This window comes from Streptomyces atroolivaceus (genome assembly GCF_000717025.1).
GTDB lineage: Bacteria > Actinomycetota > Actinomycetes > Streptomycetales > Streptomycetaceae > Streptomyces > Streptomyces atroolivaceus.
Genome location: NZ_JNXG01000006.1, coordinates 278,610 through 291,941, shown reverse-complemented (window position 1 = coordinate 291,941; position 13,332 = coordinate 278,610). Strand labels below are relative to the sequence as shown.

17 protein-coding genes are annotated in these 13,332 nt (G+C 67.9%); 12 read left to right on the top strand and 5 right to left on the bottom strand.

Annotated elements, in window-relative coordinates; all coding sequences use genetic code 11:
* Positions 1-93: 93 nt before the first annotated feature.
* The 7 genes from OO67_RS15955 (at position 94) to OO67_RS15925 (ending at position 6,373) form a co-directional block, all read left to right on the top strand.
* Entirely contained in the window at positions 94-567 is a 474-nt protein-coding gene (locus tag OO67_RS15955) for a nuclear transport factor 2 family protein (protein WP_033300713.1), read from the top strand.
* 25 nt (positions 568-592) lie between these two features.
* Entirely contained in the window at positions 593-1,141 is a 549-nt protein-coding gene (locus tag OO67_RS15950) for a TetR/AcrR family transcriptional regulator (RefSeq protein WP_033300711.1), read from the top strand.
* Positions 1,142-1,367: 226 nt separating this feature from the next.
* Positions 1,368-1,559: a recombinase family protein gene (locus OO67_RS36715; protein ID WP_244300217.1), complete on the top strand. Its 192-nt coding sequence runs from the start codon at positions 1,368-1,370 to the stop codon at positions 1,557-1,559.
* 11 nt (positions 1,560-1,570) lie between these two features.
* Entirely contained in the window at positions 1,571-1,780 is a 210-nt protein-coding gene (locus OO67_RS38990) for a hypothetical protein (protein WP_167748647.1), read from the top strand.
* A gap of 163 nt (positions 1,781-1,943) precedes the next feature.
* Positions 1,944-3,167 (top strand): MFS transporter, encoded by a 1,224-nt coding sequence (locus OO67_RS15940; RefSeq protein WP_051709452.1) that lies wholly within the window; start codon positions 1,944-1,946, stop codon positions 3,165-3,167.
* A gap of 754 nt (positions 3,168-3,921) precedes the next feature.
* Positions 3,922-4,647, top strand: coding sequence for a glycoside hydrolase family 11 protein (locus tag OO67_RS15935; protein WP_033300709.1), 726 nt, complete (start codon positions 3,922-3,924; stop codon positions 4,645-4,647).
* A gap of 1,072 nt (positions 4,648-5,719) precedes the next feature.
* Positions 5,720-6,373 carry a GNAT family N-acetyltransferase gene (locus tag OO67_RS15925; protein ID WP_033300706.1) on the top strand — a complete coding sequence of 218 codons (654 nt, stop codon included), beginning with the start codon at positions 5,720-5,722 and terminating at the stop codon, positions 6,371-6,373.
* A 340-nt stretch (positions 6,374-6,713) separates the two neighbouring features.
* On the opposite strand, the gene OO67_RS40835 is transcribed toward OO67_RS15925, so the two are convergent.
* Positions 6,714-7,175 carry a transposase gene (locus tag OO67_RS40835; RefSeq protein WP_157841693.1) on the bottom strand — a complete coding sequence of 154 codons (462 nt, stop codon included), beginning with the start codon at positions 7,173-7,175 and terminating at the stop codon, positions 6,714-6,716.
* 317 nt (positions 7,176-7,492) lie between these two features.
* Positions 7,493-7,924: a cupin domain-containing protein gene (locus tag OO67_RS15920; RefSeq protein ID WP_051709450.1), complete on the bottom strand. Its 432-nt coding sequence runs from the start codon at positions 7,922-7,924 to the stop codon at positions 7,493-7,495.
* Positions 7,925-8,829: 905 nt separating this feature from the next.
* Here OO67_RS15920 and OO67_RS15915 point away from each other — a divergent pair.
* Entirely contained in the window at positions 8,830-9,039 is a 210-nt protein-coding gene (locus OO67_RS15915; protein WP_208861019.1) for a hypothetical protein, read from the top strand.
* Positions 9,040-9,321: 282 nt separating this feature from the next.
* Here the strand turns inward: OO67_RS15915 and OO67_RS15910 are convergent, their stop codons facing one another.
* Positions 9,322-10,077, bottom strand: a complete 756-nt coding sequence (locus OO67_RS15910) for an SDR family NAD(P)-dependent oxidoreductase (RefSeq protein WP_033300704.1) — start codon at positions 10,075-10,077, stop codon at positions 9,322-9,324.
* Between the two features lie 127 nt (positions 10,078-10,204).
* On the opposite strand from OO67_RS15910, the gene OO67_RS15905 reads away from it, so the two are divergent.
* Together OO67_RS15905 and OO67_RS15900 are read left to right on the top strand one after the other, a co-directional pair.
* On the top strand, positions 10,205-10,639 hold the full coding sequence (locus OO67_RS15905) for an Rrf2 family transcriptional regulator (RefSeq protein ID WP_033300701.1): 435 nt from the start codon (positions 10,205-10,207) through the stop codon (positions 10,637-10,639).
* Positions 10,640-10,785: 146 nt separating this feature from the next.
* Positions 10,786-11,262 (top strand): hypothetical protein, encoded by a 477-nt coding sequence (locus tag OO67_RS15900; RefSeq protein ID WP_382056635.1) that lies wholly within the window; start codon positions 10,786-10,788, stop codon positions 11,260-11,262.
* Between the two features lie 10 nt (positions 11,263-11,272).
* On the opposite strand, the gene OO67_RS15895 is transcribed toward OO67_RS15900, so the two are convergent.
* A complete protein-coding gene (locus OO67_RS15895; RefSeq protein WP_051709448.1) occupies positions 11,273-11,515 on the bottom strand; it encodes a transposase in 243 nt (80 codons plus the stop codon).
* Positions 11,516-11,608: 93 nt separating this feature from the next.
* Here OO67_RS15895 and OO67_RS38620 point away from each other — a divergent pair, with 93 nt between their 5' ends.
* Positions 11,609-11,761, top strand: coding sequence for a hypothetical protein (locus OO67_RS38620; RefSeq protein ID WP_157841692.1), 153 nt, complete (start codon positions 11,609-11,611; stop codon positions 11,759-11,761).
* Positions 11,762-11,958: 197 nt separating this feature from the next.
* Here OO67_RS38620 and OO67_RS15885 read toward each other — a convergent pair whose 3' ends face one another.
* A complete protein-coding gene (locus OO67_RS15885) occupies positions 11,959-12,519 on the bottom strand; it encodes a TetR/AcrR family transcriptional regulator (protein WP_033300699.1) in 561 nt (186 codons plus the stop codon).
* 114 nt (positions 12,520-12,633) lie between these two features.
* Here OO67_RS15885 and OO67_RS15880 point away from each other — a divergent pair, with 114 nt between their 5' ends.
* Complete coding sequence (locus OO67_RS15880; RefSeq protein ID WP_033300698.1) at positions 12,634-13,326, top strand: SDR family oxidoreductase; 693 nt, start codon at positions 12,634-12,636, stop codon at positions 13,324-13,326.
* The last annotated feature ends 6 nt before the right edge of the window (positions 13,327-13,332 follow it).

The window sequence follows — 13,332 nt, the reverse complement described above, 5'->3', positions numbered from 1 at the left end:
CGAGGCCGGGATCCCTTGCGTGACCTCTTGCTCGAGTACCCGCACGGCTTCCACGTGGTAGGTTATAGATCGACCACTAACGCAGGAGTGATTATGACAGTCCAGAAGAACGATGCCGACCGCCGCGCCGCTGCCCAGCGCGCCGTGGCCGAGCACCTGCGCCTCACCGCCGCAGGACACACCGAGGAGTGGGTGAAGCTGTTCACCCCGGACGCGGTGCTCGAGTTCCCGTACGCCCCGGACGGCGTGCCGAAGCAGGTCACGGGACGAGACGCCCTGCGCGCCCACATGAGCGGCTTCCCCGAGACCTTCGACGTCGAGTTCGTCGACCTGGTGTTCCATGACACGGTCGATCCGCGTCTGGTGATCGCTGAATTCCGCTCGACGGGAACTGCGCTGCCGACCGGCAAGCCGTACGAGCAGACGTGCATCTCCGTTGTCCGGACCAATGACGACGCGCTCATCACCCACTACCTGGACTACTGGAACCCGCTGGTGGCGATCGAGGCGCTCACGCCCAACGACGTGCTGTCCGACCCTGACCGCAGCGTGACTTTTGGAAGCTGAGGGAAGCCGTGTTTGACTGACACCCATGCCTGCCGCCGGTACCAGTACGAAGAGCGATGAACGACGTCGGGCCATCATGGCCGCCGCGGTCGACTGCTTCGCGCAAAAGGGTTTCTACGGTACGTCGACGCACGAGATCGCAGACTGGGTCGGCATCTCTCAGCCGTATCTCTACCGCCTGTACCCGAACAAGGAAGCGCTGTTCGCGGCGGTGGTCGACCACGTGTCCGTCGTCATGACCGACTCGCTGGTCGCGCACGCACCGGCGGTGGGTGGGGCCGAGCCGCCGTCAGGGGCGGCACTGGATGCGGCGCGCGGCGCCTACGCCGCGCTCGTCGCGGACCGGAACATCCTGCGTTTCCTCATGCACGCGAACTGTGCCGCCGGCGAGCCGCTGGTGGCGCAGGCCGTGCGCCGGTGCTACGCCAAGCAGGTCGACACCGTTCGGCAGCTGCTGGGCGACGACGACGCCGTGAGGCGCTGGTTCGGCGCCGGCATGCTCGACAACGTGGTCGCCGTGCTGGGTCTGGCCGACATCGATGAGCCGTGGGCGCGCGTCCTCACCGTTCGATGACCTGACACCGGCAGTTCGGCGACGACGGCCCCGAGCTCCGGCCCCTGTCGACCGCGACGCCAGGCCTCACCGACCGGTACACCAGTCACGGAACGTCACAGATCACCGGTTCTGGCACATTTCTGATGGGGCCCGGGTGCGGCGAGAGGGACGAGAGGAAGTGGACGGCGAGCCGCGCGACAGGGACGGTCCGGCAGGCCCAGTTCCTCGGTGATCTCGCGGCGACATGCTGTCCGTGCTGTTCACCGCCGACGGCGACACGGAGGGACGGGGGACGACCACGCCCGGCGGGCGCCTGGTCTTCCACGTTTTTGCGGCCGTGGTGGAGTTCATCCGCGAACCCATCGTGCAAGGCACCGACGAGGGCCTGGACGTCGCCCGCGCCGCGGCGCCCGACTCGGCCGCCCGCCGGCGATGACGGAGGAACAGGTGCGTCACGCCCGCGACCTGCTCGCCCGCCCGGAGAACGCCGTCACCTCGATCGCAGAGCTCCTCTGCGTCCCCAAGAACACGATCTGCAACTACGTGCCCGAGCTGAAGCCTGGTGGAGTCGGTTCTGAGTTCGACCTGCCAGTGGTCTGGGGTATCGGAGCGTGGGAGATCGCCGACGACATCCCGCACCGTGGGCGGCGCGGGTGATCGTGGTGGGCCCGGGCCGGTAGAAGTCGTCGGGCAGCCTGTTCCCTGCCCACCCCACAGCACGGCTCTCGGCCAATGTGGCCTCAAGCAGATCAAGGAGCAGATGAGTTGTGCGTATGTTCAACCGGAGTGCGATCGACGTAGGAGAGCGGGAAGAGGCTGCATGGCAACGGCACCGTCGGCTCGCTGGCACAAGGCAGCCGTGCTCGCGGCCCTGATGCTGGCGGCGTTCACCTTCAACACCGTGGAGAACCTGCCGATCGGGCTGCTCGAGCTGATCTCGGACGACGTGCAGGTCTCACTCTCGGCGGTGGGCTGTCTGGTCACCGCCTACGGGCTGACCGTCGCCGTCGTCTCGCTGCCTCTCGCGCACGCCACCCGGTCCATGCCACGCCGCCACTTGCTCACCGTGGTGCTGGCCGCGCTCGTTCTGTCCAGCCTTGTCCCGGCGCTGGGCTCCAGCTACTGGCTGCTGATGGCCGCCCGGGTGGTGACCGCGCTCGCCCAGGCGCTGTTCTGGGCGGTGATGGGGCCGGTGGCGGTCGGCCTGTTCGCACCAGCTGTCCGAGGGCGGGTGATCGGGGTGCTGTCGGTGGCCGGTTCGCTGGCCCTGGTGCTGGGCGTCCCGCTCGGTACGTGGCTGGGCCAGCAGAGCGCGTGGCAGCTCCCGCTCGTCATGCTGGCGGGGCTGGGCCTGGTCTCCCTCGTCACGATCGCTGTTCTCCTCCCGACGTCCCGTCCGGAGGAGGGGCACGCGGCCTACGGTTCGGCACCCGACAGTCGGCGGTTCAAGATCGTGCTGCTGACCACCGCCCTCTCCGTCACGGGCGCGTTCGCCGGCTATACGTACCTCGTGAAGTTCCTGGGTGACGTGAGCGGTTTCTCCGACACCTCCGTCAGCGCTCTGCTGATGGTCTCGGGCATCGCGGGCGTGGTCGGGGTGACGACGGCGGGGCCGCTCCTGGACCGCTACCCGCGAGGCACGCTGGCCGTTCCGGTGGCCACTCAGGCCGCCGGCATGCTGGGCCTGTACGCGTTCGGTACCGCCCCGGCCGGAGCCGTCGTGTTCCTGGCGCTGCTGGGCGGCTCACTCGGACCGGTGTTCATGGCCACCCAGAACCACATGCTGCGCTTCGCTCCCGCCCGCACCGAGATCGCCCTGGCGGCGAACTCCGGTGCCTACAACGCCGGGGTCGCCGGCGGGGCGCTGCTCGGCGGCCTTGTCCTGCCCGCCTGGGATGTGCGGGCCACGTTCCTGGTGGGCGGGCTGCTGACCGTCGCCGCGTTCTCGGCACTGCTCACCGAGCGGCTGCTGCCGCCCGTGGAGCAGGTCCGCACGCCTGAATCCGGGCGGACGATGGAGGGCAGGCCCGCCGAGAACTGCTGATACCCGGCCGGCGACGGTTGTGGACGCCTCGTCGGTTGCCGTATCTCTGCAGAACGCGGCGGAAGGTGCTGTCACCGTCCCGCGAGCCATCAGAAGCTGGCGACGGGTGGTGTGCTCGCTTCATTCCGCCCGCCGCCCCGAGGCCGAGGTGCCGAGGCGTCCGGTCACGTCGAGGTCCGGAAGGAGGGCCTCGGCCCGGGCAGGTGGTGCCGCCTGTGGGTGCTGTACACAGTCGAGAGGTCGGTGCCGGCGACCGACGCCAGGACATCGAAGGCACCCGCGGCCTCGTCGACGTGAGAGGCAGGGCCTGTCGGCCAGGCGAGGCTGACGGATTCGAGGGCGCGCGCGGCACCGCACCATTCGTTCGGTGGCAGGCCGACGTGGTCGCGTCTACGCTTGTTCGAAAGTTTCGAAGTCTGCTTCCATGCCTGCGTCCTGTCCCTCTGGACTCTCATCCTATCCCTCGCGCCAGTTCGCGTGAGAGGCTTGTTGACCAGCGAGGATGTCCTCGCCGAGATCCTTCTGGTCAACGGAAATATTTCCGAAAGGTTGCCGAAAGTATTGACAGGTTCATGAGGCTTTGCGAAAACTGTGGCCACCGAACGGCAGGAGTACGTCGTTCCCCGCGCGTCATGTGACCGGGGATGGCGGCCGGTTGTCACCGCACGACGACGGGCGACCCCCGCCGTGTTTCATGCAAGGCCGCCGGACAGCAGAAGCCGCCCGGCCCCACCAGCCTTCATCTGGAGGACGCATGCAGCAGGACGGCACGCAGCAGGACCAGATCCAGCAGAACTCCGCTCCCCTCAACGGCTGGAGCCGACGAGGCTTCCTCGGCGGCGCCGGCACCGTCGCGCTCGCAACCGCGTCCGGGCTGCTGCTGCCCGGTACCGCACACGCCGCCACCACCATCACTACCAACCAAACCGGCAGCGACGGCTTGTACTACTCGTTCTGGACCGACGGTGGCGGCTCCGTCTCCATGACGCTCAACGGTGGCGGCAGTTACAGCACCAGGTGGACCAACTGCGGCAACTTCGTCGCCGGCAAGGGCTGGAGTACCGGCGGACGCAGGACGGTTCGCTACGGCGGCTACTTCAACCCGTCGGGCAACGGCTACGGCTGCCTCTACGGATGGACCTCCAACCCGCTGGTGGAGTACTACATCGTCGACAACTGGGGCAGCTATAGGCCCACCGGCACCCACAAGGGCACCGTCTCCAGTGACGGCGGCACGTACGACATCTACCAGACGACCCGGTACAACGCCCCCTCCGTGGAAGGCACCAAGACCTTCCAGCAGTACTGGAGCGTCCGGCAGTCGAAGGTGACCAGCGGCTCCGGCACCATCACCACCGGCAACCACTTCGACGCCTGGGCCCGCGCGGGCATGAACATGGGCCAGTTCAGGTACTACATGATCATGGCCACCGAGGGTTACCAGAGCAGCGGAAGCTCGAACATCACGGTCAGCGGCTGACCTCTGCCCGGTGAAACGGCCGACTGCGGGCCCCGTCCTCGTCACGGGTCCCGCAGCCATGGTCGTTGCGGACGGCGGGGTGAGTTCGAGGCGGCCGCGAACTCCTGCCACTTCGGATCCCGCCGTCGCAGCGCCGGTCCGGACAGGGCTGCCGCTGCGCCGGGCCGCGCCGGATCGGCCGTCCGTACGGGCAGGTGCCCAAGACCTCGCCCGCCGGTCTCCTCCGGCTGGTCCTTCAGTCGGCCGGCCGGCAGCCTCAGCAGACCTTACAGGTGCGCAAGTTCCGCCTTCGCGACTGCTGCCGCCCGCTCTTGATGCCAGTCTGCCGATGCCGCATGATGTCGGCGTCGGCAAGGGGGTGTTCATGGGCAGGTGGAAGATCAGGCAGAGCCGGATCTTTTCCGGACGGGAGAAGTGGCCCTTCCACGTCCTCACGCGGGTCACGGATCCGGTCGCCCTCAAGGCTCTCCACGATCACCTTCACGAGGAGCACGGAGCTCTGTGGTGGCCGGATCGGTCCTGGGAAGGCATGGTTGCGGACCACTCCTCCAGGCATGATCGCGAAGGGTGGGGTATGCACGCACACAGCCATATCCCGGAGACCAGTTGGGAGTGAGGGCGCCAGTCGCCCTCGTGCGCCGTCGGCCAGCCTGGCCGGGCGGGGAGCAAGGCGTCGCCAGCAGATCGGTGGACACCCCATGGTCAGGAAAGCTTCGTGGATGTCGTCTCGAATCTCCCAGTGGATCCGTAGACGCCGGAACCAGCGCAGGTGGGCGAACGCGCGCTCGAAGATCCAGCTTCGGGCGCCCAGCCCGGCCCAGAGCCGTGCTCAGTGCCCCGCCGTGCGATCAGCGGCCTGGCTCCGAGGACTCGGACCGGACGACGGCATTTGCCGTAGCCGCACCCGCATCCGCAGCCGCTGTCGGCGAGGACGGCGTCAGGGCGACGCCGCGGCCTCTCGAAGGAGGGTGGGGCAGGAGACCTGATCTATGGCGTCGTCGGTTGCGACCTCTTGGTAAGGCTCTCCGTGTAATGTGCAGTTGCGTTCTGCACTCATTACGGAGGGATCCGCATGGACGTCGAAGTCGTACGTTCATGGGTGGAGGGCTGGGTTGTCTCACGCGGAGCCGCGCCGCCGGTGTCCGAGCCCTGGGGCTTCACCGTCGACGTCGGGCTGACCAGTCATGTCACCCGGCACGTGCTGACGGATGCTGACGAGTCTCTGGTCCGTGAACTCACGGAGACGGTTACCGTCCCGAACACCTGGCTCAAGCTCTTCTTGCCGCCGCAGACCGTCGCCTCGTGGGCGGCGCCCGGCTGGCGCCTTGATGACGACGGTTTCCTGATGTCGACGCTGCTGTACACGAACGCCGCATTGGCCCCCGATGGCTACCAGGTACGTACGTGGGCGCGGGGCGGCGTCACGCGGGTGCTCGTTGTGACGGAGGATGGTGCGTTCGCCGCCCGTGGTCAGGTGGCGATGCCTGATCCTGGGCGCACCGCTGTCTTCGACCAGGTCGAGACTTCGTCGGCGCACCGTCGCAAGGGACTTGGCAGCCTCGTCGTGCGGACGCTTGAGAACGCTGCTGTTGCCACGGGCTCCTCGTCCGCTGTGCTGGCCGCGACGGCCGAGGGGCGGGCGCTCTACGAGTCGCTGGGGTGGCGCACGCACGGTCCGCTGACCAGTCTGGTCCGCGAGGTTCCGCCGCAGAGGCTGGAGATCTGAGCAGACGTCCGCTGGCTGGTGCCCTTTTTCCGGGTGAGCTGGACAACCCGTCGTCGGCTGATGTGCCCTGACGAAGTTGCATGTGTCGGCTTCGGTGAGCACACCGAGCTTGACAAGGCGTTCAGCTTGGCTCGGGTGCCCTCGACGTTCCTGGACAGTAGTTCGTGGCCGAGCGGCGACAGACTCCTCTGGCCCGGAGCCAGCCGGTCGCTTCGTTGAACTCTGTGAGGGCGCGTGAGCTGTCCCGATGCTCGGGTGATTCTGGCTGGGAGGCGGAGAGCTGGTCGGCGACCTCGGTGACGGTCTTGCAGGTGATCGCGAGGTGCTCAAAGTGTGGGACTCATGCCATGACGACGCTGCTACCCCGCATCTTTCGAGCACTTGAACAGTTCCATGAACGCTTCCACCTGTGCGATCTTTGCGGGAGGACCGCATCTCGTGGCTCGCACGGTGAAGCGCACGGGCCTGAAAGCATGTGGCCACAGCCACTCACGCTCATGTTCCCTGAGGGGCGATGTCCTGCCCGACGAACGCCGGCACACCGCGACAGACACCAGCCCATCGATGTCGCCCTCCGCGGCGCCGTGGCCTGGGCTGCCCGGAGCATCCGCTCGAACGTACCGTCCGCCGCCCACCTGCGGAAACGGGTATGCAGCGTGGCCCACGGTCCGTACCGGCCAGGAACCTCCCGCCAGGCAGACCCGGTTCGGAACTTCCACACGATCCTGTTGATGACTTTGCGGCTGTCCAGTCGCCTTCGCCCCGGCAACCATGAGGGCAGCAGCGCTGGACGAACTCCCACTCGCGATCGCACAGTTCATGGCGACGTATTACGACTCCATGATCGACCACCACAGAGCATGTGAAGACTGTGCCCAGTCGTTCCCGTTCGAGCGCGCGGATGGCCGCATTTGCGGCCCCGACAGTCCGGGGACGTCGCGATAGCGCACCCAGGTCGTCCCCAGCCGCGTTCACGCGGCCGAAGCGGAGCTGGCGTTCCACGCGGCACGGCCCCTTCGGACGTCATTCATGAGCAGCATCTTCCTCAGAGCCCAAGATCGGCCGGACAGAACCTTTGAGCCGAGGGGGCGGCCTGGCCCTGAGGCAGAGGGTTGTTCGTCAACCGTTTCCGACGGTCAGGGGGCCGATGCGGGTGGCCAGCCAGGCGGGAAGGTCCAGGAGACGGACACCTTCCTGCTCCTGAGGGTCGGTCCGGGCGACCAGACAGGTCATGTCCTGCTCGCCCGTGTTGACCGGCAGGTGCGGGGTGTCGGCCGGGATGTGGATGTAATCGCCGGCGCGCAGGAGGACGTGTTCGGTCAGGTCCCGGCCGTACCAGACCTCGACCTGCCCGGACTGGATGAAAATGGCGGACTCATGTCCCTCGTGCAGGTGAGGGCGGCCCCTGCTGCCGGCGGGCATCACCAGCTGGTGGAGGCACAGCGCCTGGGCGCCGGCGGACTGGGCGCTGATGCCGGTGGCGAAGGTGCCTCCCTGAACGCCGTCGTACTGCCCGGTTCGTACTACGGTGCACTGCTGTTGTTTCGTCACCTCCGCAGTACAGCAGCAGGTCCGAGGTGTTCGAGCGGATCACGCCAGTCTGGAGAGAGAGCGCCAAAACGTACCTGGCCGCCATCGTGTCGGGTGCTCTGCATGGAGTGCGGGCCGGTGTATCGCCTGATGGTCGTCACAGACGGGGCCGACGCCGCTTTGGCGTTTCGCCCGCTACTGGGAGAACTTCGAGCAAAGGGAGACCCGAAGGGCCCTGCCATTACCGCGCACGAGGCAGCGCTGTGCGATGGACGCCAGGCCCGTATCCACGTCCGTTGCAAGGACCTGGGCGTCCGTGGCGGCCTTACCCCCCTTTTTTTTGCCCGTGAGCTGTTCACCACTGCGATCCCCAGTGACGAGCGTCGTCCACGAGCAGATCGTGCTCCGGCTGACCGGACGCGCGTGGCCGCCGTCAGAGGCCGCCGCGAGGGGTGTAAGGAGCGAGATCTGGGGCGGGACTCAGCCGTTCCCAAGGCGCGGCCGTATTCATGGACCCACGATCGGTTCGCCCGGAGTGGTGTTCAACCACGCGGGCGCCTTGACCGGGCAGGACCTGAATCCCGCCACCATGCACCGAGTACTTACCCGGCCCCTGCTACCGCCCGCGTACCTGGGCCGATCAGTATGTTCAGGGGGCCGTCTACAGCGCTCAGTCACAACAGCAGGCGACTTGGTTGTACGCCGTCCAGTTCTTCTCGGTGCTGTAGGAGACGTCCGTCGTGCTGTCCCCTCGCCACGTCCCTCCCCACCGGTCGCGCCGACGTAGATAGCTACAGCATCGTTGGAGCCGATCGTGGCGGTGAACTGGCCGCTGCCGCTCGCGGTGTACGTGGTCCTGCTGCAGCCACAGCCGGCCTTCGGCTTGCCGCTGAACATCGCAGGAGGAGCCGGCGGGCGGGCAGGTCATGCTGCACGACGAGGACGACGACTTGTTCGGTCTGTGGATGTTCCGCAGCGGGGTCCTCGTCGAGGTGGGCATCCCCGGCACCCAGCGGGTGCACATCGCCGCCTCGCCGTGGGACGCGGACCCCGGCTTACTGGTCCGGACCGGCCTGGGTAGGGGAGAGGGCCGGCACTCCCCAGAGCACGTACAAGACCTGCGGTCGTGCTGGTGATCCGGTCCGGACCGGGGCCGACAAGTGCTTAAGTCTCCGTTGCCAGTCCTGACCTGGGCCAGACCGGCTTCAGCCGGCTCCGAACATGATCGGTCCGGACAGGCCCTGGGGGAGCTGCCGGCCTTTGATGTTCGGGGCCCTTGCGTGAGATCAGCGCCTGGATGCAGCGGTGTCGCAGCTCACCGCCCACAGCCTTCGAGTCGTACGCCTTCTCGCGGGGGCGTCGGCGGTGCGCGCCCCGAAGGGGCGATGTGCTTCGGGGCGCACGGCAGGGGTTCTGGTTCAGGCGTTGTAGCCACCGTGGGCGTCCAGCACCGCGCCCGTGACGTATGACGCGGCGGGGCTCGCCAGGAAGCCGATCGCCGCAGCGATCTCGTCGGGGTGCCCCATGCGTTGCAGGGACAGCGAGCTGACCAGGGCCTTGAGGGTCTCGGGGGCCGGCGGTTGCATGCCGCCCTCCATCAGTCCGGCCTCCACGACGTTGGCCGTGATGTTCCGGGGCCCGAGGTCGCGTGCGACCCCCATGGTGTACCTCTCGATCCCTGACTTGGTCGCCGAGTAGTCGGCCAGGCCCGGGGCGCCGACCCGGGAGCCCAGTCCGGAACTCACCGTGATGATGCGGCCGCCTGCGCGCAGCACGCGGGAGGCAGCCCGGATGACGGCGATCACGCCGAGGTAGTTGGTGGCGTGCATTCGGTCCAGTGCGGCGGTGTCAGCGTCCGGGTCGTCAACCGTGCGGCCCTGCTCCACCGAGATCGCCGCGTTGTTGACGAGGATGTCCAGGCCGCCGAAGTGCGCAACCACGTCGTCGATCAGCGCCGGCGCCCGGCTCGTGTCCGCCTGGTCGGTCCTGAAGGCGACGGCCTTCGCCCCTTTGCCCTGCACCCCGTCTACGACAGCCTGCGCCTGCCTCTCGGAGCTGGCATAGGTGAAAGCGACATCGGCGCCCTGCTCGGCCAGCAGTCGTACGGTCGCAGCTCCCAGTCCGCGCGACCCCCCGGTAACCAGGGCGACCTTGCCCGTGAGTGGCTTGCTCATTCTTCTCACCTCGTTGATCGATCTTCCTCGTAGTCGCAACGTTAATTGTTACAACACTCTGTTGCAACCTTTGCTGTTACGACTGCGCTGTCGTAACATGAGGCGTTGCGGCCGAGAGGAGAAGTCCATGAGCGCCAACAGCAGGCTGACCATCGCCGCCCACGCGCTGGCCTGGATCGGTCTCTACCAGCGCCAGGGCCATGAGGTCGCCACCTCCGAGCAGATCGCGACCAGCGCGAACACCAACCCCGTGGTGATCAGGCGGCTGCTCGGCGAGTTGCGCAGGGCCGGGCTCGTGCAGTCCCGGCGGGGAGTAGGCGCGGGCTGGTCGCTGGCGCGCGAGCTGGAGTCGATGACCCTGCTCGACGTGTACGAGGCAGTGGAATCCGGCCCGCTGTTCGCGATGCACCGCACCACCCCGGACCAGGGATGCGTGGTGGGTCACGGCATCCAGCCGGCGATGCAGGGCATCTACGAGGGCATCGAGGAGACCCTGAGGCACGAGCTGGCCCGCGTCACGCTCGAGAACGTACTCCGGGACGTACTCGCGGCACCTCGCTAGCCTCTCCGTCAAGCACTGACACACCAAAATCCCCACCCATGCCCAGGCCGGTGAATAGCCTGGCAACCAGGGCGTGTTCGGAGGTGGTCTGGTTGGCTGACGTGAGTGCGCGGGGGCGGGGTTACCGATACGTCGGACCGGTCGAGTTGAAGGCTGCGGTCCGGCCTGGCAGCGGCGGGTGCCGGATCAGCTCGGCAGCTGAATTCGGCGACTGGATCGCTGGGCGATCGGCGGCGGAGCTGGCCGAGCCGTTCACCTTCGTGGTCGGCGCGGACGGTGCGCTTCGGCTGGCGCCGCGACGGAGCGAGCACGTGGCTTGTGCCGGCGGAGCCATGGTTTTGAGTGCCGGCGAGATCGGTTTCGTGCGCGAGGCGGACCGGTGGGCCGTGAGCGAGATCAGCAATCAGTCCACCGGCTATTGCCCCGACATCGGCTCCTGGTCGGAAGTCGCTCGTGCTCTGGACGACGTAGGGCTCGAACGGCCCTCCGGCTTCACCCACGAGGTGGTGTTCCGTCGGTGTTCTGGCTGCCAGGAGCACAACATCGTGCGCGAAGACGACTTCGTCTGCGTCTTCTGCGGCAGCGACCTGCCGGAGACGTGGAACGTGGACCCCATCGCGTGATGGTCGAGGGTCACAGTCGTTCGTTGATGGCCGTGACGCAGGAGGTCGCCTCGTAGCGGACCGCGAGCGTGCGGTATCGCATGGCGACAGCGCGGTTCTTCTTGAGGCGGCTGATCCCGCACTCCACCGCCTTGCGCTCGCGATAGTCGGCCGGGTCGAAGCGCGGTGGCCGGTCACCCCGGGATCCGGGCTTTCTGCGGTTGAGCGCATGGGCGCTCTTGTCCGGGACGGCGCACCGGACCCAGGTCGACAACGGGCGCGTCTACCTGCGCGAGATGGTCTTCGGCGACCCCGCCGAGCCCTATCACCGTGAGGCCCTCGCCATCACCGGGCAGACCCGGAGGCCGTGGCCGCCGTGCTGTGCCGGGACGCACGGGTCAGCGTGGCGGACGCGGCGAGAGAGGCGCGTGTGGTGTCCGCCGTGATGTTCCTCGCGATGGCAGCAAGTGTGAACGTCGCCGCGAGCGTCGACGAGACCCTGTGCGACATCCGGGAGTAGATAGCAGGCCTGCTGACACGTTGACACCGGCTGCGCAACTTCCACTTCACGAACATGCCGCCCGGAACTGACCGGTGTCCGGTGCGAGGTGCAGCCGCCGCGCCAGGCGTCGGCGGCCTTCTCCCGCCGCCTCCGTCTGGCCGCAGGTGCCTCGCCGCCCACGAGTGCGGTCGATATGCACCCGTGCGGTGCCTTGTTCAGCCTGCTTCGGTCAAGGCAGCGTGCGCGGCGGCGAGGATCTCTTCGGAGAGCGGTGAGCCGTTGGTGGCCCGGGACAGGACCAGCGCGCCGAACAGGGTGCAGAGGCGGACGATGCCGTCCTGGTCGTCGGTGGATAGGAAATCGGCGAAGCCGGTCACTCCCTCGGTGTAGACGCGACGGGCCTCTCGCCCTCCGCCTTCGCGCGCGATGTCGGTGGCGAGAGCTGCGACCGGGCAGCCGTCCGCCGGGTCGTCACGGTGCTCGACGGAGAGGTAGGTGTCGACCAGCGACTGCTGGGCAGCCTCGCGCTGCCCGGCGTGCCGCTCGAGCCCGGCGCTGTAGCGCTGCGTGAGCTCGGCGAAGGCGTGGGCGGTGGCCTCGTCGACGAGCGCCTCCTTGGAAGCGAACTGCTTGTAGAAGGCGCCGTGGGTCAGACCGGCCGCCTTCATCAGGTCGGCGACGCTGACCTGCGTGCCCTGCTCCCGGAACAGCCGGGATGCGGTGTCCACCACCCGCCTGCGATTCTCCTCCGCCTGCGCCTGCGATACGCGGCCCATGACCACCTCCCGTTTGGATGTCGCCTGGCATCTATCGTAGACCCATGTTTAGATTGGGGGCATAATCTAATCTGCTGAGGGTGCCGACGGCGCCCGCCAAGGTCAGGAGTGAGCATGGAACTGAAGGACACGGTCGCGGTCGTCACCGGCGCCAACCGAGGGCTCGGGCGGCATCTCGCAGCTCAGCTCGTCGAGCGCGGCGCGAAGGTCTACGCGGCGGCCCGCCGTCCCGAGACGGTCGACCTGCCGGGCGTCACCCCGCTGCGCCTTGACGTCACGGACCAGGAGTCGATACGGGAGGCCGCCCGCATCGCCTCCGACGCGACACTGCTGATCAACAACGCCGGCATATCCACCGGCGCGACGCTGGTCGGAGGCGACCTGGACGAGGTGCGCCGAGAGATGGAGACCAACTTCTTCGGCCCGCTCGCCGCGACCCGGGCCTTCGCCCCCGTCATCGAGGGCAACGGTGGCGGGGCCGTACTCAACGTCCTGTCCGCCCTGTCCTGGTTCCACCCGGCCGGCCTCGGCTCCTACGCGTCCTCCAAGGCCGCCGCCTGGGCGCTGAGCGACGCGACCCGTGAAGAGCTGGCACCTCGCGGGATCACCGTCTCGGCGCTGCACGTCGGCTATATGGACACCGACATGGCCGCCGGCGTGCCCGCCGATCAGAAGGTCGCCGCCGCCGACGTCGCGGCCCAGGCCCTTCACGGCATCGAGACCGGCCTGCCCGAGATCCTCGCCGACGAGACCAGCAGGTACGTCAAGCAGAGCCTGTCCGCGGCGCCCCAGCAGACCGCCGGCTGACGCTCG

Bases quoted from the DNA above. Each gene is read 5' to 3' on its own strand.
- OO67_RS15885 (WP_033300699.1), bottom strand. From the start codon at position 12,519: ATGGGCCGCGTATCGCAGGCGCAGGCGGAGGAGAATCGCAGGCGGGTG.
- OO67_RS15880 (WP_033300698.1), top strand. From the start codon at position 12,634: ATGGAACTGAAGGACACGGTCGCGGTCGTCACCGGCGCCAACCGAGGG.
- OO67_RS15940 (WP_051709452.1), top strand. From the start codon at position 1,944: ATGGCAACGGCACCGTCGGCTCGCTGGCACAAGGCAGCCGTGCTCGCG.
- OO67_RS15935 (WP_033300709.1), top strand. From the start codon at position 3,922: ATGCAGCAGGACGGCACGCAGCAGGACCAGATCCAGCAGAACTCCGCT.
- OO67_RS36715 (WP_244300217.1), top strand. From the start codon at position 1,368: ATGCTGTCCGTGCTGTTCACCGCCGACGGCGACACGGAGGGACGGGGG.
- OO67_RS15950 (WP_033300711.1), top strand. From the start codon at position 593: ATGCCTGCCGCCGGTACCAGTACGAAGAGCGATGAACGACGTCGGGCC.
- OO67_RS15915 (WP_208861019.1), top strand. From the start codon at position 8,830: ATGCTGCACGACGAGGACGACGACTTGTTCGGTCTGTGGATGTTCCGC.
- OO67_RS15910 (WP_033300704.1), bottom strand. From the start codon at position 10,077: ATGAGCAAGCCACTCACGGGCAAGGTCGCCCTGGTTACCGGGGGGTCG.
- OO67_RS15925 (WP_033300706.1), top strand. From the start codon at position 5,720: ATGGACGTCGAAGTCGTACGTTCATGGGTGGAGGGCTGGGTTGTCTCA.
- OO67_RS15905 (WP_033300701.1), top strand. From the start codon at position 10,205: ATGAGCGCCAACAGCAGGCTGACCATCGCCGCCCACGCGCTGGCCTGG.
- OO67_RS15955 (WP_033300713.1), top strand. From the start codon at position 94: ATGACAGTCCAGAAGAACGATGCCGACCGCCGCGCCGCTGCCCAGCGC.